The sequence below is a fragment of the Thermomonospora echinospora genome, from assembly GCF_900108175.1.
GTDB classification, from domain to species: domain Bacteria; phylum Actinomycetota; class Actinomycetes; order Streptosporangiales; family Streptosporangiaceae; genus Thermomonospora; species Thermomonospora echinospora.
Map to the genome: position 1 here is coordinate 434,816 of NZ_FNVO01000005.1, position 21,845 is coordinate 456,660.

20 protein-coding genes are annotated in these 21,845 nt (G+C 71.7%); 9 read left to right on the forward strand and 11 right to left on the reverse strand.

The annotated features are described in order from the left end of the window. Positions 1 to 64: 64 nt before the first annotated feature. Entirely contained in the window at positions 65 to 385 is a 321-nt protein-coding gene (locus tag C4U03_RS15095) for a hypothetical protein (RefSeq protein WP_146087385.1), read from the reverse strand. 226 nt (positions 386 to 611) lie between these two features. Between C4U03_RS15095 and C4U03_RS15100 the strand changes: the two genes are divergently transcribed. The 4 genes from C4U03_RS15100 to C4U03_RS15120 all read left to right on the forward strand — a co-directional run bounded on the left by C4U03_RS15100 (position 612) and on the right by C4U03_RS15120 (position 3,816). Beyond that, the gene (locus C4U03_RS15100; RefSeq protein WP_103938365.1) at positions 612 to 1,472 is read left to right on the forward strand and encodes a helix-turn-helix domain-containing protein; all 861 of its coding nucleotides are present in this window, start codon (positions 612 to 614) and stop codon (positions 1,470 to 1,472) included. A gap of 16 nt (positions 1,473 to 1,488) precedes the next feature. Next, positions 1,489 to 1,716 carry a DUF397 domain-containing protein gene (locus C4U03_RS15105; RefSeq protein ID WP_103938366.1) on the forward strand — a complete coding sequence of 76 codons (228 nt, stop codon included), beginning with the start codon at positions 1,489 to 1,491 and terminating at the stop codon, positions 1,714 to 1,716. Between the two features lie 235 nt (positions 1,717 to 1,951). Further along, positions 1,952 to 2,473: a SigE family RNA polymerase sigma factor gene (locus C4U03_RS15115; protein ID WP_103938367.1), complete on the forward strand. Its 522-nt coding sequence runs from the start codon at positions 1,952 to 1,954 to the stop codon at positions 2,471 to 2,473. Continuing rightward, positions 2,470 to 3,816, forward strand: coding sequence for a hypothetical protein (locus C4U03_RS15120; RefSeq protein WP_103938368.1), 1,347 nt, complete (start codon positions 2,470 to 2,472; stop codon positions 3,814 to 3,816). Before C4U03_RS15115 ends, C4U03_RS15120 begins: the two co-directional genes overlap by 4 nt. On the opposite strand, the gene C4U03_RS15125 is transcribed toward C4U03_RS15120, so the two are convergent. From C4U03_RS15125 to metG, 3 genes are all read right to left on the reverse strand, one after another. Next, positions 3,809 to 4,603, reverse strand: coding sequence for a resuscitation-promoting factor (locus C4U03_RS15125; protein ID WP_103938369.1), 795 nt, complete (start codon positions 4,601 to 4,603; stop codon positions 3,809 to 3,811). The genes C4U03_RS15120 and C4U03_RS15125 overlap by 8 nt on opposite strands. A 138-nt stretch (positions 4,604 to 4,741) precedes the next feature. Then, complete coding sequence (locus C4U03_RS15130) at positions 4,742 to 5,572, reverse strand: TatD family hydrolase (RefSeq protein ID WP_103938370.1); 831 nt, start codon at positions 5,570 to 5,572, stop codon at positions 4,742 to 4,744. Positions 5,573 to 5,646: 74 nt separating this feature from the next. Then, the gene (metG, locus tag C4U03_RS15135; protein WP_103938371.1) at positions 5,647 to 7,449 is read right to left on the reverse strand and encodes a methionine--tRNA ligase; all 1,803 of its coding nucleotides are present in this window, start codon (positions 7,447 to 7,449) and stop codon (positions 5,647 to 5,649) included. Between the two features lie 146 nt (positions 7,450 to 7,595). Here metG and C4U03_RS15140 point away from each other — a divergent pair, with 146 nt between their 5' ends. Then, positions 7,596 to 9,146, forward strand: coding sequence for a glycosyltransferase family 39 protein (locus C4U03_RS15140; RefSeq protein ID WP_103938372.1), 1,551 nt, complete (start codon positions 7,596 to 7,598; stop codon positions 9,144 to 9,146). A gap of 55 nt (positions 9,147 to 9,201) precedes the next feature. Here C4U03_RS15140 and C4U03_RS15145 read toward each other — a convergent pair whose 3' ends face one another. Further along, a complete protein-coding gene (locus C4U03_RS15145) occupies positions 9,202 to 10,992 on the reverse strand; it encodes a hypothetical protein (protein ID WP_103938373.1) in 1,791 nt (596 codons plus the stop codon). 104 nt (positions 10,993 to 11,096) lie between these two features. Continuing rightward, positions 11,097 to 12,392 carry a glycosyltransferase family 2 protein gene (locus C4U03_RS15150; protein WP_103938374.1) on the reverse strand — a complete coding sequence of 432 codons (1,296 nt, stop codon included), beginning with the start codon at positions 12,390 to 12,392 and terminating at the stop codon, positions 11,097 to 11,099. 372 nt (positions 12,393 to 12,764) lie between these two features. On the opposite strand from C4U03_RS15150, the gene C4U03_RS15155 reads away from it, so the two are divergent. After that, positions 12,765 to 14,237, forward strand: coding sequence for a hypothetical protein (locus tag C4U03_RS15155; protein WP_146087386.1), 1,473 nt, complete (start codon positions 12,765 to 12,767; stop codon positions 14,235 to 14,237). A 22-nt stretch (positions 14,238 to 14,259) separates the two neighbouring features. Here the strand turns inward: C4U03_RS15155 and C4U03_RS15160 are convergent, their stop codons facing one another. Together C4U03_RS15160 and rsmI are read right to left on the reverse strand one after the other, a co-directional pair. Beyond that, the gene (locus C4U03_RS15160) at positions 14,260 to 14,562 is read right to left on the reverse strand and encodes a hypothetical protein (protein WP_103938376.1); all 303 of its coding nucleotides are present in this window, start codon (positions 14,560 to 14,562) and stop codon (positions 14,260 to 14,262) included. 93 nt (positions 14,563 to 14,655) lie between these two features. Then, complete coding sequence (rsmI, locus tag C4U03_RS15165; RefSeq protein ID WP_103938377.1) at positions 14,656 to 15,480, reverse strand: 16S rRNA (cytidine(1402)-2'-O)-methyltransferase; 825 nt, start codon at positions 15,478 to 15,480, stop codon at positions 14,656 to 14,658. 240 nt (positions 15,481 to 15,720) lie between these two features. Here rsmI and C4U03_RS15170 point away from each other — a divergent pair, with 240 nt between their 5' ends. After that, positions 15,721 to 17,319 (forward strand): dolichyl-phosphate-mannose--protein mannosyltransferase, encoded by a 1,599-nt coding sequence (locus tag C4U03_RS15170; protein ID WP_235017876.1) that lies wholly within the window; start codon positions 15,721 to 15,723, stop codon positions 17,317 to 17,319. 186 nt (positions 17,320 to 17,505) lie between these two features. Here the strand turns inward: C4U03_RS15170 and C4U03_RS15175 are convergent, their stop codons facing one another. After that, entirely contained in the window at positions 17,506 to 18,735 is a 1,230-nt protein-coding gene (locus C4U03_RS15175) for an MFS transporter (protein ID WP_103938378.1), read from the reverse strand. Positions 18,736 to 18,853: 118 nt separating this feature from the next. On the opposite strand from C4U03_RS15175, the gene C4U03_RS15180 reads away from it, so the two are divergent. Further along, positions 18,854 to 19,948 carry a LacI family DNA-binding transcriptional regulator gene (locus C4U03_RS15180; protein ID WP_235017877.1) on the forward strand — a complete coding sequence of 365 codons (1,095 nt, stop codon included), beginning with the start codon at positions 18,854 to 18,856 and terminating at the stop codon, positions 19,946 to 19,948. An 89-nt stretch (positions 19,949 to 20,037) separates the two neighbouring features. After that, positions 20,038 to 20,238 (forward strand): hypothetical protein, encoded by a 201-nt coding sequence (locus C4U03_RS15185; protein ID WP_103938379.1) that lies wholly within the window; start codon positions 20,038 to 20,040, stop codon positions 20,236 to 20,238. Between the two features lie 315 nt (positions 20,239 to 20,553). Here the strand turns inward: C4U03_RS15185 and C4U03_RS40430 are convergent, their stop codons facing one another. Both C4U03_RS40430 and C4U03_RS15195 read right to left on the reverse strand, forming a co-directional pair. Beyond that, positions 20,554 to 20,754, reverse strand: coding sequence for a hypothetical protein (locus C4U03_RS40430; RefSeq protein ID WP_160146992.1), 201 nt, complete (start codon positions 20,752 to 20,754; stop codon positions 20,554 to 20,556). Between the two features lie 187 nt (positions 20,755 to 20,941). Beyond that, positions 20,942 to 21,691: an acetate uptake transporter family protein gene (locus C4U03_RS15195; RefSeq protein ID WP_160146993.1), complete on the reverse strand. Its 750-nt coding sequence runs from the start codon at positions 21,689 to 21,691 to the stop codon at positions 20,942 to 20,944. Positions 21,692 to 21,845: the final 154 nt, after the last annotated feature.

A 21,845-nucleotide genomic window follows, 5' to 3' on the forward strand; every position in this document is an offset into this window, starting at 1 on the left:
GCCGATGCAACGGTCGTCCCGGTGCCGGTGAGAAGGGATGGCCTACGAGGAATTCCCGGCTCCCTCAGGAGAGAGATCCGCTCTCGGGAAGCTCGTCCCGCCACCACAGATCCAGCCCGAGCCGGTCGGCGGCCCTGCCCGCGCTGACCCAGTGCCCCTGCTGCATACCGCCGGGCCCCACCGTCACGGCGCCCCCGCCGGGCATCGCCAGGCCGTAGAGGACCACCTCACCGGGGTCGTCGCCGATGCCCTCCGCCTCCTCCGGAACGTACGTCAGGACGAAAAGCCTGGGCCAGACGATCCCGCGCTGCGCAGCGGCGTCGGTGGCTCCCTCACCCATGTCGTGGTACACAGGCGGGAAGCCGGACTCAGGTCGATGTTCCATGGGACATCCCTTCCGGCTCCCGGCCGGGGCGGGTCTCAGCCTCGCACGCGAACCCCGCCCCGGCCCTTGTCGTCCACGCAGACGAATCTCGTGATCATCTCCGTGTAATCGAACGGTCACGGACAGGTTGACATCAATCCAACACACAGACAAGCTTGCACTTAGAAAAGCTTGAAAAGTGTCAGCATTGTCGCCTTTGTCGCATTCTCCGTGATCGGGAGGCACCATGCCGCCGTCCAAGAAAGGCCCGACGCTCCGCTCACAATGGCTGGGCAAGCACCTACGGGAGCTTCGCGAGAGCGCCGGGCTCACCCTCCGCGATGCGGGCGACTACGTCCAGCGCGACCAGGGTGCGATCAGCCGCTGGGAGACGGGCATAGTCCCGGCCCGCGTCCCCGACGTCCTCGCCCTGCTCAACCTGTACGGCGTCCACGACCCGGCCATCCGGAACGCCTTGGAGCAACTCAGCCGCGACATCTGGCAGAAAGGCTGGTGGGACGACTACGCCCGGGAGACCAAGACCCGCGTCATCGACCTGGCCTGGCTGGAATCACGGGCCAGGAGGACGAAAATGTACAAGGCGGTGGTCCTCGATGGGCTCCTCCAAACCCGTGACTACGCCCGGGAGATCATGACAGCCAACCGTCCGGACTACTCCCCCGCCAAGCTCGAACGCTGGCTTGAGTTTCGTGCATCCCGCCAGCGGAAGCTCACCGATGACGACCCGCTACTGCTGGACGTCGTTCTCGACGAGGCCACACTGCGCCGGATGGTCGGCGGAGCCAAGGTCATGCGCGCCCAGTTCGCTCATCTGGAAGATCTGGCCGAACGCCCCAACATCACCATCCGCGTGCTGCCGTTCGACGCTGGAGCACACGCCAGCCCTCTGGGAGCGTTCACCATCTTCGAGATGCCCGAACCCTACCCGGATGCATCCCACATCGAGACGGAGGCGGGTTCGATCTACTTGGAAGCCGAGAGTGTCGAACGTTTCGCCCTCACCTACGATTGTCTACTGAACAGTGCGCTCCCACCCGAGCAGTCATTGGCGTTCATCCGGGCGCTCGCGGAGCGTCTGAGTCGGTGACAAGGAGAGTCGCAGCATGAGCACCCCCCGCAAGCCGAGCAACGTCTCCTGGCACATCAGCACCTACAGCGGCAGCGGTGGACCCGAGTGCGTTGAGGCGGGGCCGCTGAACGACGGAAGCGAGCAAGTGGCCGTCCGGCACAGCCGCCGACCCGACGCCGAGACCATCCTCTACACCCGCGCCGAATGGGAAGCCTTCGTCAAGGGCGTCAAAGACGGAGAGTTCGACTTCTTCACCAGCTGAACCCGATCAGCCGAGCAAGAGCCCACCACAATCGGGCCACTGGCCCTGCCAACGGTCTCCCGCCTTGTCGTAGAGAAACTGAGCGCGGTACGTCTGCCCGGCTGTGCGGCGAGTTCGTGCGCCTCGGTCGGGCTCGGCGGCGTCTGAGCCCCCGTTCGTCCAGTCCCTCAGCATCCGTGTGCCGTGGATGCAACAGTTGCCCCGCCCTGCGCGTCCCGGGGGTGACGAAGAAGGGATGCCTGTGGACGACGACGGTGTGACGTACGAGGAGTTCGTGACCACCCGTGCCCAGACGCTCCTTCGCTACGGCTACGTGCTGACCGGCAATCCCCATGACGCCGCCGATCTGCTCCAGGAGAGCCTGGTGCGGCTGCGCGCCGCCTGGCCCCGGGTGGTCAACAAACGCGACCCCGAGGGCTACACGCGGACGATCATGGCACGCCAGCACATCAGCATCTGGCGGCGGCGAAGACGCGAGAGCCTGGTCGGCGAGGTCCCCGACGGCCAGTACATCGAGCCGGGCCTGGACCGGGCCGAGCACGACCCGAGGCTGTGGGAACTGCTGTCGGCGCTCCCCCGCCGCCAGCGGGCGGTGCTGGTGCTGCGCTACTACGAGGACATGTCGGACGCGGAGATCTCCGCGACGCTCGGCATCTCGCGCGGCACCGTGCGCAGTCAGGCCGCCCGTGCCCTGGACAAGCTGCGCACCGGTTGGCATCCGGCCGCCGAGCGCGCCGAGAGCAGGAGCTCACGATGAACGACGAACTCACCGAAGCACTGAAGGGGACGCTGAAGACGGCCGCCCGGCAGGCGCCGGCCCCGGCGCCGGACCTGCTCCACCAAGTGCACGGACGGCACCGCCGCAGGCGCCGCGCCCAGGCGGGAATGGCCGCGGCGGCGGTACTGGTGACGCTCGGCGGATCCGGCGCGCTCACCTCCGTCCTCGGCTCCGCCGAGGACCCGGCGCGGCCCGCCGCCCAGAGCAAGCCCGGCCCGTTGAAGGCCGTCACCGTCGGCAAGCCGGTCCCGGTGGAACGGCTGTGGCCGCAGGCGGTCCGGCCCCTTCCGGAGAGACTGCCCGGCGGCCGCGCCTACCGGGCCATCACCCTCCTGGACGACGACACACTGCTGGTCACCACCGAGTCGAGCTTCGAGAAGACCGATCAGATCCTGACCTACGACCTCAGGACACGGCGGACCACCCAGATCACCCGGACACCGGTGCCGTCCGGCTCCGACCTGTTCCCCTCGGGATTCTCCGTGGGTGACGGCCGGATCGCCTGGTGGGTCAGGTACAAGCAGGGCGGCCGGCACACCGTCGAGATCTGGGCGGCACCGCTGTCCGGCGGTGACGCGTACCGGGTCGCCGCCACACAGCATGATCTCTCCGAGGATGCGTCCGTACGGCGGCTGACCATCGGCGGTGGAAAGGTCTACTGGTCCATGGCGGGCCGGAACACCTCGTCCCAGGGGGTGTACGAGTCCCAGGGGGTGTACGAGGCGCCCGTGTCCGGGGGCGGCACGGCCCGCCAGGTCCCCGGCACCACCGGATTCCAAGTGCTGGCCTGGCCCTGGATCGGCGGGCCGGGCCTGACCGGGCCGATGGACGCCGAGCGGGCCAAGCCGGGCGAGGTCTTCCATCGGACCCTGCGCGACCTGCGCAACGGGCGGACGACGAAGGCCGGCCTGGCAACGATCAAGGGCTCCTGGAACTGCGGCATCACCTGGTGCGTGGCTCACAAGAGCCTCCCAAAGCAATGGAGCGGGGGGCATGGGCCCGTGCCGGAGACCTACCTGCAGCGCCGGGACGGCACCGGAGGTCGCATGTTCCGGATGCTCGGGGGCCGCAGGCACCTTATGCAGCGCCTCGATGGTTTCCTGGCCTATGACCGCTTCCTGCCCTACATGGCGGAGCCGGCCGGCGGATCGGTCCAGTGGCTGCTCTACGACACGCAGACCGGCGACGTGGCCTCGGTGGCCGTCCCGCAGGACGGGGGCGGCTACAGCGCGATCGGCCTCTTCCGGGATCCCGCCGAACGGATCGTCGAGGTCGACAGCGTGAACGGCCGCCTGCTGATCGATCTGGCGAAGGTCAGCTGAACAGGAACCTGCCGCAGTTGGGCCACTGCCCCTGCCAGCGGCCCTGGACCTTGTTGTAGAGGAGTTGGGCGCGGTAGGTCTGCTCGGCCGGGGAGGCATTGGACGGCAGTCCGGTGCCTCCGACCGAGCCCCAGGTCTGCAGGGAGAACTGGTACAGGCCGTAGTAGCCGGCGGGGTTGACCGCGTTGGGCCGTCCGCCCGACTCGCACTTGGCCAGCCCCGCCCAGTTCAGGCCGGCGGCGGTGCCCCCGACGCTGGCGGGCTGCGGGCCGACCTCCAGGATCTGGGTCACCGGCTTGCGGGTGATCTTCTCGGCCACCACCGCCTTGACCTTCTTGCCCTTCTTGTCCCGGACATAGGCGGTCATGACGACCTTGAGGCCGTCCCGGCCCTTGCGGGCGGTCCGCTGGCTCCAGGGGCCCAGCTTGGAGTTCGTCTTCCGCTTGACCGGCGCCTGGATCTTCAGCGTCCTGGTCACCGGCTTGGACAGCAGCAGCCGCACCTTGACCGCGTTCCCGGCGGGCTCGTCGATCTTCGGTTTGACCAGGTAGTACCGGCCGAGCTGGACGCCCGCCTGGGTCAGCACCTCGCGGACGGTGGTGCCGGTGGTCATGGCGGTGGTCGTCCTGCCGTCCACGGTGATGGTCACCTGCCGGGCGGGGGGCGTGGTGACCTTGGGGGCGTCCGCCGCGGCGGGCCGGGAGCCGCCGCCGTCGTCACCGCCGCAGGCGGACGTGGACGCCGCGAGCAGCACGGCCGTGAGCGCGAGGGCGGGGGTCCGGCGCACCAAGGGTTCCTCCTGGCCAAAACGGCATCAACCGCGCCAGACGATAAGGGCACCCAGCACCACATCGCCACCGAAACCGGGACACTTCAGCATCGTGATGTCCCGATCAGTGGCCGTGGCAGGCTTACCGGAGGGCCGTCACCAGGGGCCGAACAGGCGGCGGCCGGTGTCGGCGATGGCCTCGCACAGGGCCGCGACCTCGACGTCCTTCACCTCGGCCATGAACCGGACCGTCCACGGGATCAGGTAGGAGGCGTTGGGCTTGCCCCGGTGCGGGACGGGGGTGAGGAACGGGGCGTCGGTCTCCACCAGGATCAGGTCGAGGGGGGCGACGCGCAGCGCCTCGCGCAGCGGCTCGGCGTTCTTGAACGTGACGTTGCCGGCGAAGCTCATCACGTAGCCGCGGTCGGCGCACACCTTGGCCATCTCGGCGTCGCCGGAGAAGCAGTGGAAGACCACCTGCTCGGGGGAGCCCTCCTCGGCCAGGATGCGCAACACGTCGTCGTGGGCGTCCCGGTCGTGGATCATCAGCGGCTTGCCGGTGCGCTTGGCGATGTCGATGTGCGCGCGGAACGAGCGCTGCTGGTCCTCCTTCGGGGCCCAGTCGCGGTAGTAGTCCAGCCCGGTCTCGCCGACCGCCCGCACCTCGGGCCGCGTCGCCAGCTTGGCGATGTCGTCGAGCACGTCGTCGCCGATGCCGGTGGTCTCGTTGGGATGGACGGCGACCCCGGCGTACACGTCGCCGTTCTCGCGGGCGGTCTGCGCCGCCCAGCCCGAGGACTTCAGGTCGCAGCCGATCGTCATGATCTGCCGGATGCCGACCGCGCGCGCCGCGGCCACGGCGTGCGACACCGGCACCTCCAGCAGGTCGAGGTGGCAGTGGCTGTCGCAGATGCCGATCGGGAGCGCCTCGGGCAGCGCCGGGAAGCTCGCCCCGGCGAAGCCGTCACCGGCCTGTTCGCTGATCATGACCCGTACTCCGTGTGAGACCCGGCCGCCGGGAGAGCGGCCGGCCGTCCTCTATCCTTACAACAACGGGCCGGTCAGGACTCTTCCAGCCGGGCCAGTTCCTCGTCCACGATCGAGGCGTCCAGCTTGGCGAACAACGGCTTGGGCTTGGCCAGCGGGGTGCCGGGCCGGATCGGCCGGTGCTCCCAGCGGGCCCGCTCGACCGCGTAGTCGCCGGTGACCACCGGGTAGGACGGGCCGCCCTCCTCGTCAACCTCGCGGATCTCCGGCATGGCCGCCCACACGCCCTCGCCCCCGAGCATCGTGTGCACCTTGTCCGACGACTTGGGCAGGAACGGCGTCAGCAGCGTCTTGGCGTCGTCCACCACCTGGAGCGCGACGTGCAGGATGGTGCCCTTGCGGGTCTTGTCCTCGGTCTTCCACGGCTCCTGCGCCGACAGGTAGCCGTTGGCCTCCCGGACGACGTCGAACGCCTCGGTGACGGCGTTCTTGAACCGGGAGCGGCCCAGCTCGCCACCGACCCGGTCGAACGCGGCGCGACTGCGCTCCAGCAGCGCCCGGTCGGCGTCGGTCAGCTCCCCGGCCTCGGGGATCGCGCCGTACTCCTTGGCGGCCATGTTGAGCGAGCGGTTGACCAGGTTGCCCCACTGGGCGACCAGCTCGTTGTTGTTGCGCTCGCGGAAGTGCTGCCAGGTGAAGTCGGTGTCCTGGTTCTCCGGCCCGGCCACCGCGATGTAGTAGCGCAGCGCGTCCACGTCGTAGCGCTCCAGGAAGTCCCTGACGTAGATGACCACCTGGCGGGAGGAGGAGAACTTGCGGCCCTCCATGGTCAGGAACTCCGAGGACACCACCTCGGTCGGCAGGTTCAGCGCGCCCAGGGAGCCCGGCTCGCCGCCCTTGTCGCCCCGGCCGTTGTAGCCCAGCAGCATCGCGGGCCAGATCTCGGAGTGGAAGACGATGTTGTCCTTGCCCATGAAGTAGTACGACAGCGCCTGCGGGTCCTGCCACCAGGCCCGCCACGCGTCCGGGTCGCCCGAGCGCCTGGCCCACTCCACCGAGGCGGAGAAGTAGCCGACCACCGCGTCGAACCACACGTACAGCCGCTTGTTCGGCTGGTCGCGCCAGCCCTCCAGCGGCACCGGGACGCCCCAGTCGAGGTCACGGCTGATCGCCCGGGGCTGCAGGTCCTCCAGCAGGTTGAGGGAGAACTTCAGCACGTTGGGCCGCCACTCCCCCTGCTTGGCGCGCAGGTAGTCGCCGAGAGCGTCGGTGAAGGCGGGCAGGTCGAGCATGAAGTGCTCGGTCTCGACGAACCGGGGCACCTCCCCGTTGACCCGGCTGCGGGGGTTGATCAGGTCCACCGGGTCGAGCTGGTTGCCGCAGTTGTCGCACTGGTCGCCGCGCGCCCCGTCGTACCCGCAGATCGGGCAGGTGCCCTCGATGTAGCGGTCGGGCAGGGTGCGGCCGGTGGACGGCGAGATCGCGCCCAGCGTCGTCTTCGGGAAGATGTAGCCGTTGTCGTACAAGCCCTTGAAGATCTCCTGGACGACCGCGTAGTGGTTGCGGGTGGTCGTCCGGGTGAACAGGTCGTAGGACATGCCCAGCGCCTGCAGGTCCCCGGCGATGACCCGGTTGTAGCGGTCGGCGAGCTCACGGGGGCTGACGCCCTCGGAGTCCGCCTGCACCTGGATGGGAGTGCCGTGCTCGTCGGTGCCGCTGACCATCAGGACCTGGTTGCCCGCCATCCGCTGGTAGCGGCTGAACATGTCGCACGGCAACGCGAAACCGGAGACGTGCCCGATGTGGCGGGGCCCGTTGGCGTACGGCCAGGCGGGCGCGGTCAGGATGTGCCTGGACTGGCTACTCGACGAGGACATGGGCCAAGCCTATTTGGCCCGGCGGGCTGGGCCTAACAGGTTCGGCATCCCGGACGTCCCGGACGTGATCATGGAAGGGCGCCGATACGCTGACGGGCGATTCCCGCGACAGCTCCGACAGCTCAAGGCAGAGGTTGAGATCCGGCATGGCCCAGACCACGGTCCGCGAGTCCGCCACGGAACGTTCCGGTGAGGAGGGGCCGCGCCGCGGGCCGCTGCGCCGCCGGGTGGTGTGGTTCTCGGCGCTGGTGGCCGCGGTCACCGTGGCCGTCCAGTGGGTCGTCATGACGCCGCCGCTGTACTACGACCCGTACTACGTGTTCGAGGCGGCGCGGCGATGGCCGGACATCCCGCTGGACCAGTGGCCGTTTGACCAGGTGCCGCACCAGGTCAACCGGATCGGGCTGGTGCTGCCGACCCGGCTGATGCAGGAGCTGCTGGGGTCGGGGCAGGCGGCGTACTTCGCGATGGCGGCGCTCGGCGGGATCGTCTTCTACGTCGGCTGCTACCTGCTGGTCCGGTCGCTGTTCGGGGATCGGGTGGGGCTGCCGGCGACGTTGCTGCTGATGGCCCACCCGTTCTTCACGATGACCAACCCGTTCGCCGGCCAGGAGATCACCTGGTCGATGGGGGTGCTGCTGCCGGACATGCCGGGCGCGGGGTTGTTCGCCCTCGGTGTCGCCGGGCTGGTCGTGGCGAGCCGCCGGACCGGGCGCCGGCAGACGGTGCTGCTGGTGGCGGCGGGCCTGTGCCTGGGGTCGGCGTTCCTGGTCCGCGACTTCGTCGCGTTCATGTACCTGGGGATCCCGGTGTTCTTCCGGCTGCTGGGGATCTCCTGGCGGCGGCTGTGGGTGGTGGCGGCGCCGATGCTGGGGGTGCTGGCCGTCAGCATGATCCACAACCAGCTCGTGTGGGGCAACGCCATGTCGGCGATCCGGTCGGCGGCCGGGCACGGCGGGGAGCCGAACGAGCCGGTGACCCGGATGCTGGCGCTGCGCTCGTTCGAGCGGGCGATGACCGACTGGCATCCGCTCGGCTGGGTCTTCGTGGCGCTGCTGGCGCTGAACGTCGTCGGCTGGGCGGTCACCCGGGACCGGCGGCTGGCGCTGACGCTGGTGTGGTTCGTGACGCTGGCGGTGCCGCTGACGCTGCTGTCGGGGCTGACGGACCCGCACCACATCACGCTACGGGGCTGGCTGCTGCGGTACTGGTTCCCGGTGCTCCCGGCGTTCCTGGCCGGGGGGCTGGGCGCGCTGGTGCTGCTGCTCGGCCGGGTCTCCGCCGTGCGGGTGCGGACCGGGCTGGCGGTGGCGTGCTGCGCGCTGGCCGGCGCGTACCTGCCGGTGGCGGTCGCGCAGGTGCCGGACCTGCCGCGCGACAAGGCGTGGAACGAGCTGCGGGCCTGGCTGGACGGCCGTGACGACCTGCCGGTGATCTGGTCGGACTACCGGCTGGCGCAGACGCTGACCTTCTACACCAAGGACGTGTGGGGCCGGCCGCAGTGGCACGGGCGGATCCGCTCGTTCCCCCACGAGTACCGGGCGATCCCCGTCATCGCCGAGAACGGGCCGTTCCTGTTCACCCGGTGGCGCGGCCAGGAGCCCGCCATGGTCGCCAACACGCGGCTGGACGCCGAGGGCGGCTACCGGCGGCTGTGGCGGTCCTCCGACGGGCTGCTGGAGATCTGGGCGCGCTGATCCGGCCTCAGAGCCGACGTCAGGGCCGGCTCTGAGCCAACCGTCAGGGCCGACGTCAGGAGCGCCGCCAGGCGACCCAGTGGCCTTCGGCGGTGCGGCGGCTGCCGGCGACCCGCCAGCCGGCCGGCGGGTCCGCCCACGTCCGCTCAGCCGGGACCTTCCCGTCCCACACCATCAGCACCAGGTCGGCCCGCGTCGGGGGCCGCTCGTAGCGGCTGTCGAACCACAGCACCTGCGACCACGACACCTGGTAGAGCTGCATCACCCAGATCTTCCAGTCGACGTTGCCGTCGATGGCCACCCGCGGCTTCGCCGCCGGGTCGAGCAGGCCGCTCAGGTCGGAGGCGGCGGTCATCTCGCGGACGAACGGCCGCGACACCCGCGCGGCGGTCGCCACGCTCGCCGCCGCGTTGACCACCAGCAGCACCCCCACCAGCAGAACGGCCCCGCTCCGCCGGCCGGCCACGGCCATGGCCACCGTGAGCGCCAGCAGCCCCAGGCCCGCCAGCGTCGCCGTCCACAGCCGCAGCGAGTCCCAGTCCCAGGTGAGGAAACCGGTCTCGGGGAAGTCGAACGGGAAGAACACGTACTCGCCGAAACTGCCGCCGGCACGCAACTCGATCAGCGCGGCGGCGGCGGCCGTCACCACCGCGACGGCGGCGGCCGCCCGCAGCGCGGTGCGGCGGGAGGCGCGCAGCAGCACCGCCACCCCCACCGCGAACAGCAGCGGCGCCAGGCAGGCCAGATAACGGCCGTAGGCGTGGTTGCCGACGCGCTGCTCGTCCGGGAGGGCGGCGGCGGTGGCGAACGCGATGCCCGCGACGGTGGCGAGCACCCCCAGCGCCAGCGCGCGCAGCCGGGACGGGACGCCCCGGCCGAACGCGACCGCCGCCATGGCCAGCAGCCCGATCCCGGCCAGCCCCCAGGAGCCGACGATCAGATACCAGATCTGGCCGATCCCCACCGGGATCGTCCACCCGTAGCCCTCGGGGGTGGTGAGCCGGTCGACCAGCATCGACCCCATGTCGTAGGAGCCCCGGGGATACAACTGCGGCCAGATCCAGCCGTTCAGCAGGCTGCCGGCACCGGCCACGAGGGCGGCCGCCAGGGCGCCCAGGCCCGCCGACCACCACGGCCGCCACCGGCGCACCACCGCCAGCAGCAGCAGCCCGGCATGCACGGCGACGATCACCACGCCCCGCGAGTGCATGGTGTAGGCGTAGGCCGCCGCGAGGCTCGCCCCCGCCCCGTACAGCGCCATTCTCGCGGGGGAAACGTCACCGACCAGCCAGGAGTGCAGCAACAGCAGCCAGCCCAGCAGGACGACCGGGAGCACCGCGTCGGTCAGCGCGTACTGGGTGTAGAAGACGGCGGCGGGAAGTAGCGCTGTCACGTGCGCGACCGCGTACGCCCACCCCGGCGACAGCCCGAGCCGGCGCAGCAACTGGTACGCCAGCAGCAGGAGCGTGGCGCCCAGCAGCGCGTTGATGACGAGGGCGAGCCGGTAGACGGTCACCGGGTCCTCGCCGCCCAGCCAGACCGCGGGCAGGATCAGCAGCGAGTAGCCGCCCCGGTAGGGGGTGCTGTTGGAGATGTCGGCGGGCGGGCCGCCCGACAGCAGGCGCGCGGCGAACAGGTAACCCGTCTCGTCCGGGTTGGCCACCGGCATGGTCTGCCCCGCCGCCAGCCCTACCCGTACCCCGGCCTGCGCCAGCCAGCCCACCGCCAGCAGCAGCCACCAGGGCAGCCACCGGGGCGGCAGCCGCCGTGCCTCGGGGTCCTGCGGCCTGTCGGCCGAGGCGGGCTCCCGGCTCAGCCGGTGCGGATCCGGTAGGAGGACGTCCATCGTCACTGGCTCCGCAGGCCGGTCGGGGGCGGGGGATTCATGGCTGGACATGCTGCCATACGGAGGACGCCGTGGCGTTCCCGCGGCACGGCCGCCTCACCGCCTCAGCGGTCGCCCCCGGCCTCGCCCTCCGCGGCCACCGCGACCCTGGCCTCCTTGGCTTCCTTGGCCTCCCGCGCCTCCTCGGCGGCCACCCGGTCGGCGGCGGCGTCCACCACCACGGCGGCCTCGTCGGCCGGGTCGGGCAGCGCCGGGTGCTCGCGGCGGCGGATGTACAGGATGCTCACGAACATCGAGGCGAAGATCGCCTGGAAGCTCATCACCAGCGCGGTCGCGGCCGGGACCACCATGCGCAGCGACTGGCGCGGGTCCAGTTCGCCGAAGTTGTTGATCCGCCAGTGCAGCAGCGAGGCCGCCAGCCCCACCAGACCGGCCAGCGCCAGCAGTCCGCCCAGCACCAGCCCGCGCTCCATGGTCCACCAGGCGACCAGCCGGTCCACCCGGCGGTCCCGCGGCAGGAAGCCCTCCTCCATCGCGTAGACCTTGGTGAACAGCGCGAACAGCACCGCCTGGAAGCCGATCACCATCGCCGCCCCGGCGCCCACCAGGGTGTCGACGTCGAAGGCGATCTCGCCCACCCGCACCGGGCCGAACGACAGCGCGACCCCGGCCACCAGCCCGACCAGCATGAACAGCAGGCCGGGGATCAGGAACAGCCAGCGCGGGCTGTACAGCAGCAGAAAGCGCAGATGGCGCCAGCCGTCCCGCCAGGTGTTCAGGTGCGGGGGCCGCGACCGGCCGTCCTTGGACAGCGTGGTCGGCACCTCGCGGATGTCGTACCGGGCGAGGGTGGCCTTGACCACCATCTCGCTGGCGAACTCCATCCCGCCGGTCTGCAGCCCCAGCCGCATGATCGAGTCCTTGCGGAAGGCGCGCAGCCCACAGTGGAAGTCGCCGATCTTGCTGCCGAAGAACAGCCGGCCGACGAAGCTGAGCACCGGGTTGCCCAGATAGCGGTGCAGCGGCGGCATCGCCCCCGGCTCGATCCCGCCCTTGAAACGGTTGCCCATCACCAGGTCGGCGCCGTCCCGCAGCTCGTGCAGGAACGGCAGCAGCGTGGTGAAGTCGTAGGAGTCGTCCGCGTCGCCCATCGCGACGTACCGGCCGCGGGCGGCGCGGATGCCGCCCATCAGCGCGTTGCCGTAGCCCTTGTCGGCCACCGGCACCACCCGGGCACCGGCCGCGCGGGCGAGCTGCTGGCTGCCGTCGGTGCTGCCGTTGTCGGCGATGACGACCTCGCCGTCGATGCCGTTGTCCTCGAAGAAGCCGATCGTCTTGCGCACACAGGTCTCGATCGTCTCGGCCTCATTGAGACACGGCATCACCACGGAGAGTTCCACAGAGATCTCCTTCGTTACCGTGGGTGACCGTATTCGGTGCTGTCGCTTACTCTTTACAGGTTCCGGCAAGCGGGCGGCCGCACTACATGATGCACGGCCGGGGCCAATGACGCGGCCCGCTTCGTGCATGAGCGTCCGTATCGTGTTGCAAAGATGCAACGCGTTGGCCCTCTGGCGGAGGGGCTGGGGCGGCAGGCTAAGGGACAAGCATACGGGCACCACGGCCCGGAAAGGTTGGGGTCGGCCTTGACGGATGAAGCCGCCGGTACGGCCGAGCGCACGGACGGCGCCGACGCCGACGGCGGGCGCACGGGCCGTCCCGATGTCGTGCACATCGGACGTGACCTGGCAAAACGGTTTCGGGTAATGGCCATGAGGCATCCGGTGTTCGCCGTGGTCCTCACCCTGGGCGCATTGCTGCGGCTGTTGACGATGCTGGGCTATCGGCCGGCGATGTACTTCAACGACAGCTTCGACTATCTGCACGTGGCGATCGAGCCGTATCCGCATCCGCTGCGGCCCGGCGGTTACTCGTTCCTGCTGCTGGCGCTCAAACCACTGCACAGCTTCGCGCTGGTCACCGCGCTTCAGCACCTGATGGGCCTGGCCATGGGCCTGATGATCTACGCGGTGCTGCGGCACCGGTTCGGCCTGCCGGGCTGGGGCGCGGCGCTGGCCGCCGCCCCCGTGCTGCTGGACGCCTACCAGATCCAGCTGGAGCACCTCGTGCTGTCGGACACGCTGTTCGCCTTCCTGGTGGTCTGCGCGGTCACCCTGCTGCTGTGGCACGAGCGGCCGGGCTGGAAGGTCGCCGCGGCGATCGGGCTGCTGGCCGCGGCGGCCTGGCTGACCCGGTCGGTGGGCCTGCCGGTGCTGGTGGGCCTGTGCGTGTTCATGGTGCTGCGGCGGGCCGGCTGGCGGGCCCTGACGGTGATGCTGGTCACCTGTGCGATCCCGGTCACCGCCTACATGGGCTGGTTCGCCGGTGTGCACGGCAAGTTCGCGATGACCGAGAGCGACGGGGTGTTCCTGTTCGCGCGGGCCTACAAGTTCGCCGACTGCCACAAGATCCCCGACCTGACGGTCGACGAGCAGCAGTTGTGCGTGCTGCCCGGCAACAAGCTGCCCAACTCCCAGGACGGCATCTGGGACCGCAGGTCGCCGCTCAAGCGGGTGGTGGACCTGCGGTTCGGGCCCCGGCAGAACGAGATCGCCGGCGGGTTCTCCCGCAAGGCGATCATGGCTCAGCCGGGCGACTACCTGGGCGTGGTCGCCGGGGACTTCTTCCGCGCGTTCCGCTGGGACCGCGAGGTGTTCCCCGACCTGAAGACCTACCGGATGTACGAGTTCGAGAAGTCGGCGACGCCGCTGCCGGTGTGGCGGATGGACAACGACTCCACCGCCGCGGACGAGGCGGTCCGCTACGAGGCCGGTCCCGCGCAGCCCCGTGTGGTGGAGCCGTTCGCCGGGGTGATGCGCAGCTACCAGGACCACGTCTACGTGCGGGGCACGATGCTCGGCGGGCTGCTGCTGGTCGGCCTGGCGGGGCTGGTGCCGCTGTGGCGCCGGTTCGGGGGCGCGGCGTTCCTGCCGTGGACGCTGGCGACCGGCCTGCTGCTGACGCCCGCCGCGACGGCCGAGTTCGACTACCGGTACGTGCTGCCGGCCGTTCCGCTGGCGTCACTGGCCGCCGCGCTGGCGTTCGCCAGACCGCTGGGGGCCGCGCCGGCCCGGCGGCGATCCCGTCAGGCCCTGCCGGGCGACGACACCGAGGACGCCGAGGACACCACGGTCGTCCCGGACGACGCCGTCCGGGAACGTCCCGCCGTCGCGTCCCCCGCCTAGCCTCCCACCCGGCCGGGGCGCCTCAGTAGGCACCCATCCTGCGCAGGTGGAACAGCAGCGCCAGGTCGTCGGAGTTGTAGTGGGCCTGGCTGGGCACCGCCCTGTGCAGAGGCGCCGCGAGCGTCTTGACGTTCTGGCTGTTGCATCGGGGGCACAGATGGTCGCACCAGGGCGACATGCAGGGTTGCCCGTCGTGCTGGTAGACCACCGCCTCGCCGCCGTGCCCGTCGGCGACGTGCCGGGCGTCGTACTCCTCGTCCCAGGTGTGGAGGCACCTGTTGCATTCGTAGAGCCAGACCTCGTGGGCGGTCCACATGTCGCGCATCGCCCTCACCTCCTGGTGAGCCGCCGCATCGCGCTTTCACTTCAATTGTGACTCCGCAGCGGCGCCACCGACAGGTGTCATACGGGTGACACCTCACCCGCGTCCGGCCACCACGGCGTCGTAGACGACCCGCTTGGGCAGGCCGTTGCGCCGGGCCACCTCGGCGATGGCGGCCTTGCGGGGGGTGCCGCCGCTCTCCAGGGCGGTGACGGCGGCGGCCAGCTCGGCCGGGTCGGTGACCGCCTCCGTCTCTTCCGGGGCCCCGCCGACCACCACGGTGATCTCGCCCCTGACGCCCTCCTCGGCCCAGCGGGCCAGCTCGCCGAGCGGGCCGCGCCGGACCTCCTCGTAGGTCTTGGTGAGCTCCCGGCAGACGGCGGCCGGCCGGTCGGCGCCGAACGCCTCGGCCATCGCGGCCAGGGTGACGGCCAGCCGGTGCGGGGCCTCGAAGAAGACCATGGTGCGCGGCTCGCCGGCCAGCCGGTGCAGCGCGCGGCTCCGTTCGCCGGGCCGGCGCGGGGGAAAGCCCTCGAAGCAGAACCGGTCGGACGGCAGCCCGGAGATCACCAGCGCGGTGGTGACGGCCGACGGCCCGGGCAGCACGGTCACCGGCACCCCCTCGGCCACCGCGGCGGTGACGAGCCGGTAGCCGGGATCGGACACCCCCGGCAGCCCCGCGTCGGTCACCACCAGCACGTCGCGCCCGGCCAGCAGCTCCCCGACCAGCTCGGCGGCGCGCCCGCGCTCGTTCTGGTCGTAGTAGGACACCACCCTGGCGCCCAGCGTGACGCCCAGGTCGGCGGCCAGCCGGCGCAGCCTGCGGGTGTCCTCCGCGGCGATGATCTCAACCTCGGCCAGCGCGTCCCGCAGCCGCGCCGAGGCGTCCTCGACCCGCCCGATGGGCGCGGCGGCCAGCATCAGCGTCCCCGTCTCCACGTGCCCATTGTCGCGCGTGCTCACGGCCGCGCGTGCCCACGGCCACGGCTCCGCCGCGACGACGAGCGGGTCGCCTCGGTACCCGGGGTGCGGAGTCCCGGGAATGGTGGCGAGCGGTATCAGGGCTCGTCATCTGGGAAAAGGCCGGGCGGGCGGGGAGCGGATACGTCCGGGTTCGGTGACTTGCGCGGGGCTTATGGGGGACCCCCCTACGATGGCGGGATGGCGATGACGGAGATCGAGCCGGTGAAGGATCCGGCGGAGCGCCGCCGCCCGCCGTCGCTGCGGGACTGGCTGGCGCCGCCGATCCCGGGGAGCGCGCTGTGGGGCTGGATCGGCCCGCTGCTGGTCACGGCGCTCGCCGGATTCCTGCGGTTCGACCGCCTGGCGGTACCCCGGGCGGTGGTCTTCGACGAGACCTACTACGCCAAGGACGCGCTGGCCCTGCTGAGGTTCGGCTGGGAGCACAACGCGGTCAAGGACGCCGACAAGCTGCTGATCGCGAACAAGTCGGACGTCGATATCTGGACCGGCGGTGGATCGTTCGTCGCCCATCCCCCGGCCGGCAAGTGGATGATCGCGATCGGCGAGCAGCTGTTCAATGCCACCCCGTTCGGCTGGCGGTTCATGCCCGCGCTGATCGGGACGCTGTCGGTGCTGATCCTGTGCCGCGTGGCCCGCCGGATGACCGGCTCCACCCTGCTGGGCTGCGCGGCCGGGCTGCTGCTGGCGGTGGACGGGCTGGCGTTCGTCACCAGCCGGACCGCGCTGCTGGACGTGTTCGTGATGTTCTGGATCCTGGCCGCGTTCGCCTGCCTGGTCCTGGACCGGGACCTGTCGCGGCGGGAGCTGGCGCGCCGGGTGGAGGAGGGCGGCGGCGCCGGGCTGGGGCCGTTCGTCATGCACTGGTGGCGGATCCCGGCGGGCGTCTGCCTGGGCATGGCCTGCGCCACCAAGTGGACCGGGATCTTCTATGTCGCGGCGTTCGGGATCATGGTGGTGCTGTGGGACGCGGGCGCCCGCAAAGCCGCCCGGGTACAGAGTCCCTACTCCGGGGCGCTCATGCTGGAGGCGGGGCCGGCGTTCGTGTCGCTGGTCGTGGTGGGCGCGTTCACCTATCTGGCGTCCTGGTGGGGATGGATCTTCAAGCCGGGCGGCTGGGGCCGCGGCGAGGTGGCCGGCAACGTGCTGCTGCGCCCGCTGGAGGCGATGCCGGACCTGCTGAAGTACCACAAGGAGATCCTGGACTTCCACAGCGGGCTGTCGACCCACCACAACTACCAGTCGTGGCCGTGGGACTGGCCGATCCTGCGCCGCCCGGTCGCGTTCTGGTACAGCGAGCCGCCGGGGGCCTGCGACGCCGCGCGCTGCTCCCGGGAGATCCTGGGCATCGGGACCCCGGCCTTCTGGTGGGGGGCGCTGATCGCCCTGGTGGTGCTGGTGGGGGTCTGGCTGCTGCGGCGCGACTGGCGGGCCGGCGCGATCGTGCTGGGCTTCCTGGCGGGCTGGGTGCCGTGGTTCGTCCCGGCGTTCGGCGACCGCACGATGTTCCTGTTCTACGCCACGCCGATGCTGCCGTTCATGGCGCTGGCGGTGGCGCTGGCACTGGGCATGCTGATCGGCCCGGCGCGGTCACCGGACCCGGCCGGGCGTTCGGCCCTGCCGGTGCCGGGCAACCGCCGGGTGCTGGGCGCGGCCGTCGCAGGGGCCTACCTGCTGGTGGTGCTGGCCAACTTCGCCTACTTCTATCCGCTGCTGGCGGCCAAGGTGCTCCCGTACGACGACTGGCACGCCCGGATCTGGTTCGACTCCTGGGTCTGACCGGGTCCGGCGTTCCGGCGGCCACGGCAGGGGCGCCGTGCGTCCGCGCCGTGCGGACGTTCCGCGGATTCCGTCCGCATCCGCTCTCGGCCGGGTGCCGGTCCCTCGCCCGCGTCCGCCCCGGCCGGGTACGGCCCTTCGTCCGCGCCTGCCGGAGCGGTGCACGGATCGGCGGGCGGGGAGCGTTCAGCGGGTCTCGTCCGCGCCCACCTGGGGCCCCGGCATGGGCAGGATCGTGACGTCCGCCTTGGTGGGGCGGATGGTGTGGCGGGCCAGCAGGCATACCGCCAGGGCGAGGATGCCGCCCGCTCCGGCGCCCGCGAAGGCGCCCGGGACGCCGGCCAGGTCCTGGCCCAGCCCGGCGACCGCCGAGCCGAGGGCGGCGCCCGCGCCGATCGCGGCCACGATCCAGGCGAACGCCTCAGTGACCGTGCCGCGCGGGGCCAGCCGGTCGACCAGGGTGAAGCTGCAGGCCAGCACGGGGGCCAGGAAGACGCCGCTGAGGAAGGCCAGCACCAGCATGATCGGCAGGGCGGGGGCCAGCGCGAGCGGCAGGTAGCCCAGGGCCAGGCCACCGAGCAGGTAGGGCAGGCGCCGGTGGTCCTCGCCCGGCCAGGGCCGCGCCCCGTACACCAGGCCGCCGGTCAGCGCGCCCCCCGACATCACGGCCAGCAGCAGGCCCGAGGCCGCTTCGCTGCCGAGTCGCTCGGCGTAGGCGACCACCGCCACGCTGTAGACGCCCAGCGCGATGCCCGCGCAGGCCAGGGCGGCGACCAGGGTCCGCATGCCCGGGGAGCGCAGCGGCCCGGCCCAGTCGGCGGCCCGTGGCTCGCCGCGCCACTCGCGCGACGGCCGCGAGGAGGTGACGACCACCGTCCCGGCGATGCCGAGGGCCCCGGTGAGCCACAGCGCGGTCTCGGTGGACAGCGTGGCCGCGGCCACCACGACCAGCGGCCCGACGGTGAACAGGATCTCCTGCGAGGCCGCGTCCAGCGCGTAGGCGGCCCGGACATGGGCGGGGCCGGGCAGCACGACCGGCCACAGCGCGCGCAGGCCGGCCTCCAGCGGCGGGGTGGCGAACCCGGCCAGGACGACCGCCGCCACCGTGAGCGGCAGCGGATCGGTGCCCAGCACGGCCAGCAGGACGAACCCGGCCGCCGCCGCCCAGGCACTGGCCGTCAGCACCCGGGGCTGGCCGAGCCGGTCCATGACCCTGCCGAGGACGGGCTGGCCGGCCGCCGTGGCCAGCCCGTAGACCGCCGCCAGTGCCCCAGCCAGCGGATAGCCGCCGCCCTGGTCGCGTACGTGCAGCACGATCGCCAGCGCGCCCATGCCGTTGGGCAGCCGCCCGAGCAGAGTCCCGCCGAGCAGCCTGCCCGCGTACGGCAGCCGCAGGAACGCCACGTAGGCACGCACCGCCGTGCCTCCTTCACCTGGATCCGTCATACGTATTACTTGGTGCGTCATACGTATCACTGAACGGGCCGTCCGCTCTACCCTGTTTCCAACCATCCGCTCAGACAGGAGCCCGACGGTGCCCGGATCCGGCCGCCAGACCAGCCGTCCCGCCGCCGGCCCCGGCGGGCGTTCCGACGGGCGTTCCGACGGCGTGGACGGCGCGGCGACCGGCCCGTCCGGTCGCCCGGCGACCCGTCCGACCAGCAGGGACGTAGCCCAGCTCGCCGGGGTGTCGCAGTCCACCGTCTCGCTGGTGCTGGCCGGCAAGTGGACCGGCCGGGTCTCCCCCGGCACCGCCGAGGCCGTGCACGAGGCCGCCGCCCGGCTCGGCTACCGGCCCAACCAGGCCGCGCGCAGCCTGCGGCTCGGCCGCACCCGCACGGTGCTGCTGGTGCTGCCCACCCTGTCCAGCCCCTTCTTCGGCGCGCTCTACACCGGCGCCGCCCGGGTGGCCGCCGGGCACGGCTTCCGCATCGTCGTCTACCCGTGGCCGGACGGCGCCGGCCCCGCCGACAACCCGTTCGCCGCCCCGCACGAGGCCATCGACGGCATCCTGGCCTCGTCCATGGCGGTCGAGGCGCTCAGCGAGTTCCGCGGCACCCCCGTGGTGATGCTCGACAGCGACCCGGCCGGAGCGGCGCCTACCGTCGACTTCGACGTCGCCGACGGCATGCGCCGGGTCGCCGGCCACGTGCTGGGGCTGGGCCACCGCCATGTCGGGCATGTCGCGGCCGACGTGGACGAGTGGACGTTCCGTTCCCGGGGCCGGGCCCTGGCGGCCGCCGTGGAGGCGACGCCGGGCGGGCGGCTGTCGCGGGTCACCGCCGCCATCGACGTCGCCGCCGCCCGCCGGGCCGCCGGTGGCCTGCTGCGTCGTCCCGACCGGCCGACCGTCCTGGTCTGCGACGACGACCAGTTGGCGGCCGGCGCCTACAAGGCGGCGCGGGAGCTGGGCCTGGACGTCCCCGCCGGGCTGTCGATCACCGGGTTCGACGACGTGCTGCTGGCCACCGCGCTGGAGCCGGAGCTGACCACGGTACGGCTGCCCGCCGAGGAACTGGGGGCCGCCGGGATGGCCACCCTGCTGGAGATGCTGGAGGGCGGCGCCCCGCGGTCCCGCTCGCTGCCCGGCGAGCTGGTGGTGCGCGGCTCCACGGCGCCCCCGCCGTGACGCCGCGGCGACCGGCCCGATTCGTCGCCGTCCACCTGCCGAATGTCGGACGACTCGGGTAAAAGATTCACATGTCACATGTGCCGCCGATGGTCCATTCCACGACAGCGAACGGTCCGGTCTACCTGCTCGCCTGGGAACGGTCCCCGGACGGCGCGTGGGAGGCGGACATCGCCTGGATCGAGGTCCACGAGGAGGGCCGACAGGGCCGTACCGCCCGGGTCGCCGCCGACGACATCACCAAGATCGAGGGCCAGGACTACTCCGACGTCCCCCGCCGCTCCGGCTGATCGCACGGGCCGCACCGGCCGCACCTCGGCCGAGCAAGCAGGCGATCTTTCCGGGCAGGCGGGTAGAGGGGGTCCATGTTCTTCTTTTTCTCCAACCGGCTCGGATGCCTCGGATCGCTGGCGATCAGCCTGCTCATCACCGCCGTCCTGCTGCTGGTGTTCATGCGGTGACGCGTCAGGGGCGGGGAGAGGTGCGGGTCCAGCGGCGCTGACCGAGACGGCGCCCCATGGCCGCCGCGCAGCGCGGGCACACCCGCTGGACCCTGTCGACCGCCCCGCGCCTCCGCCGGATCGGGAGCCCCGGCGCCCTCGTGGTCAGGGGAACGCGTGCTCCACACGCAGGTGCTCGCGCAGGGAGGTCAGCTCCAGCAGCGCCTGGTGACAGCGGCCGCAGATCCACACGCCGTCGGGCACCGTGAGACCGCGCGCGGCCGCGTCGTCGCGGGCGCAGACCAGAAGATAGGACCGAACGGCCCGCCGCCATGCCCGCCGACAGTGACCGACCACCAAGGACATCTACCGCTCCTTCCCGACACCATCCTGCGATCGGCCCAGAATAGGACAAAAGGAAGGTAAACGGGCATGGAGCCGGGCTCCGGCGCGCACACCGGTCCGCCGTCGTCGCGGCGGCCGGCGTGCGGCGCGGAGCCCGCGTCAGGTCCGCGTCAGGTCCGCGTCAGGTCCGCGGCGGGTCCGCGGCGGGTCACTGACCGATTTTCACCCCCGGCTGGCCGTACCGGTACTCCAGCGGCCGGTAGTCCCGGCTGCCCGGGACGTGGGCCGCGGCACGGTGCCTGCCCAGCGGCAGGACCGTGCGGCCGAAGCTGTTCTCGAACATCATCGCCGCGGCCGTGTAGAGGGCGATCACGGAAGAGATCACGAACAGCCATCCTCCGATGCGCTGCGCCCACGTGGCGCCCGCGAAGAAGCCGGCCGCGGTGAACCCCGACGCCACGGCGAGGACCGCCAGGGTCGCGGCCAGGCCCAGGTTCTGGCCCAGCGCGGCCACCGCCCCCAGGGCGGTGATCACGGTCAGCACCACGAACCAGAACGCGAAGCTCGAGCTCGCCGCCCCGATCAGCGGGATCTGCGTCAAGGGAAGCGCGCCCAGGGCGGCCACCAGGAACAGCAGCCCCCACGCCAGCCAGAACGCGCCCCACATCCCGTGCATCGCGGTGGCCAGCCCGTCCCGCGCCCGGTAGGACCACATGCCGGACAGGAACTGGGCGAGCCCACCGAAGGTCAGCACGAACGGGAACACCACCAGCGGCGTGGCCGCGTTGCCGTACCAGCCCGCCTGCCAGGCGCCCACCATCATGAGGGCGCCCGCGAGCCCGAACAGGCCCAGGATCGACGGCGCCGCGACCGGCTGGAGGAAGACCCGGGTCCTACCCTCCCAGAGGGCGTGCTCCTCCCCCGCGCGCTCCAGGTGCTCCGTACCTCCGGGTGCCATCGGCGCGGCGGGCTCCCTGCCTCCGGCCCCCATCGGTGTGGCGGGTTGTCTTCGTTCCGTCATGATTCCCCCCTTGGACACTGGGTCCCTGCATTCGCCCGTAACCGGGATTGAGCAGCTCAAACCGCTATCAAGAGACGATCAGGGCGACACC

Excerpts from the sequence above, each read along its gene's own strand:
- C4U03_RS15095 (WP_146087385.1), bottom strand. The coding sequence starts at position 385 with ATGGAACATCGACCTGAGTCCGGCTTCCCGCCTGTGTACCACGACATG.
- C4U03_RS15170 (WP_235017876.1), top strand. The coding sequence starts at position 15,721 with ATGGCGATGACGGAGATCGAGCCGGTGAAGGATCCGGCGGAGCGCCGC.
- rsmI (WP_103938377.1), bottom strand. The coding sequence starts at position 15,480 with ATGCTGGCCGCCGCGCCCATCGGGCGGGTCGAGGACGCCTCGGCGCGG.
- metG (WP_103938371.1), bottom strand. The coding sequence starts at position 7,449 with ATGTCCTCGTCGAGTAGCCAGTCCAGGCACATCCTGACCGCGCCCGCC.
- C4U03_RS15160 (WP_103938376.1), bottom strand. The coding sequence starts at position 14,562 with ATGCGCGACATGTGGACCGCCCACGAGGTCTGGCTCTACGAATGCAAC.
- C4U03_RS15140 (WP_103938372.1), top strand. The coding sequence starts at position 7,596 with ATGGCCCAGACCACGGTCCGCGAGTCCGCCACGGAACGTTCCGGTGAG.
- C4U03_RS15115 (WP_103938367.1), top strand. The coding sequence starts at position 1,952 with ATGCCTGTGGACGACGACGGTGTGACGTACGAGGAGTTCGTGACCACC.
- C4U03_RS15145 (WP_103938373.1), bottom strand. The coding sequence starts at position 10,992 with ATGGACGTCCTCCTACCGGATCCGCACCGGCTGAGCCGGGAGCCCGCC.
- C4U03_RS15105 (WP_103938366.1), top strand. The coding sequence starts at position 1,489 with ATGAGCACCCCCCGCAAGCCGAGCAACGTCTCCTGGCACATCAGCACC.
- C4U03_RS15195 (WP_160146993.1), bottom strand. The coding sequence starts at position 21,691 with ATGGCACCCGGAGGTACGGAGCACCTGGAGCGCGCGGGGGAGGAGCAC.
- C4U03_RS15185 (WP_103938379.1), top strand. The coding sequence starts at position 20,038 with ATGGTCCATTCCACGACAGCGAACGGTCCGGTCTACCTGCTCGCCTGG.
- C4U03_RS15120 (WP_103938368.1), top strand. The coding sequence starts at position 2,470 with ATGAACGACGAACTCACCGAAGCACTGAAGGGGACGCTGAAGACGGCC.
- C4U03_RS15155 (WP_146087386.1), top strand. The coding sequence starts at position 12,765 with ATGAGGCATCCGGTGTTCGCCGTGGTCCTCACCCTGGGCGCATTGCTG.
- C4U03_RS15100 (WP_103938365.1), top strand. The coding sequence starts at position 612 with ATGCCGCCGTCCAAGAAAGGCCCGACGCTCCGCTCACAATGGCTGGGC.
- C4U03_RS15130 (WP_103938370.1), bottom strand. The coding sequence starts at position 5,572 with ATGATCAGCGAACAGGCCGGTGACGGCTTCGCCGGGGCGAGCTTCCCG.
- C4U03_RS40430 (WP_160146992.1), bottom strand. The coding sequence starts at position 20,754 with ATGTCCTTGGTGGTCGGTCACTGTCGGCGGGCATGGCGGCGGGCCGTT.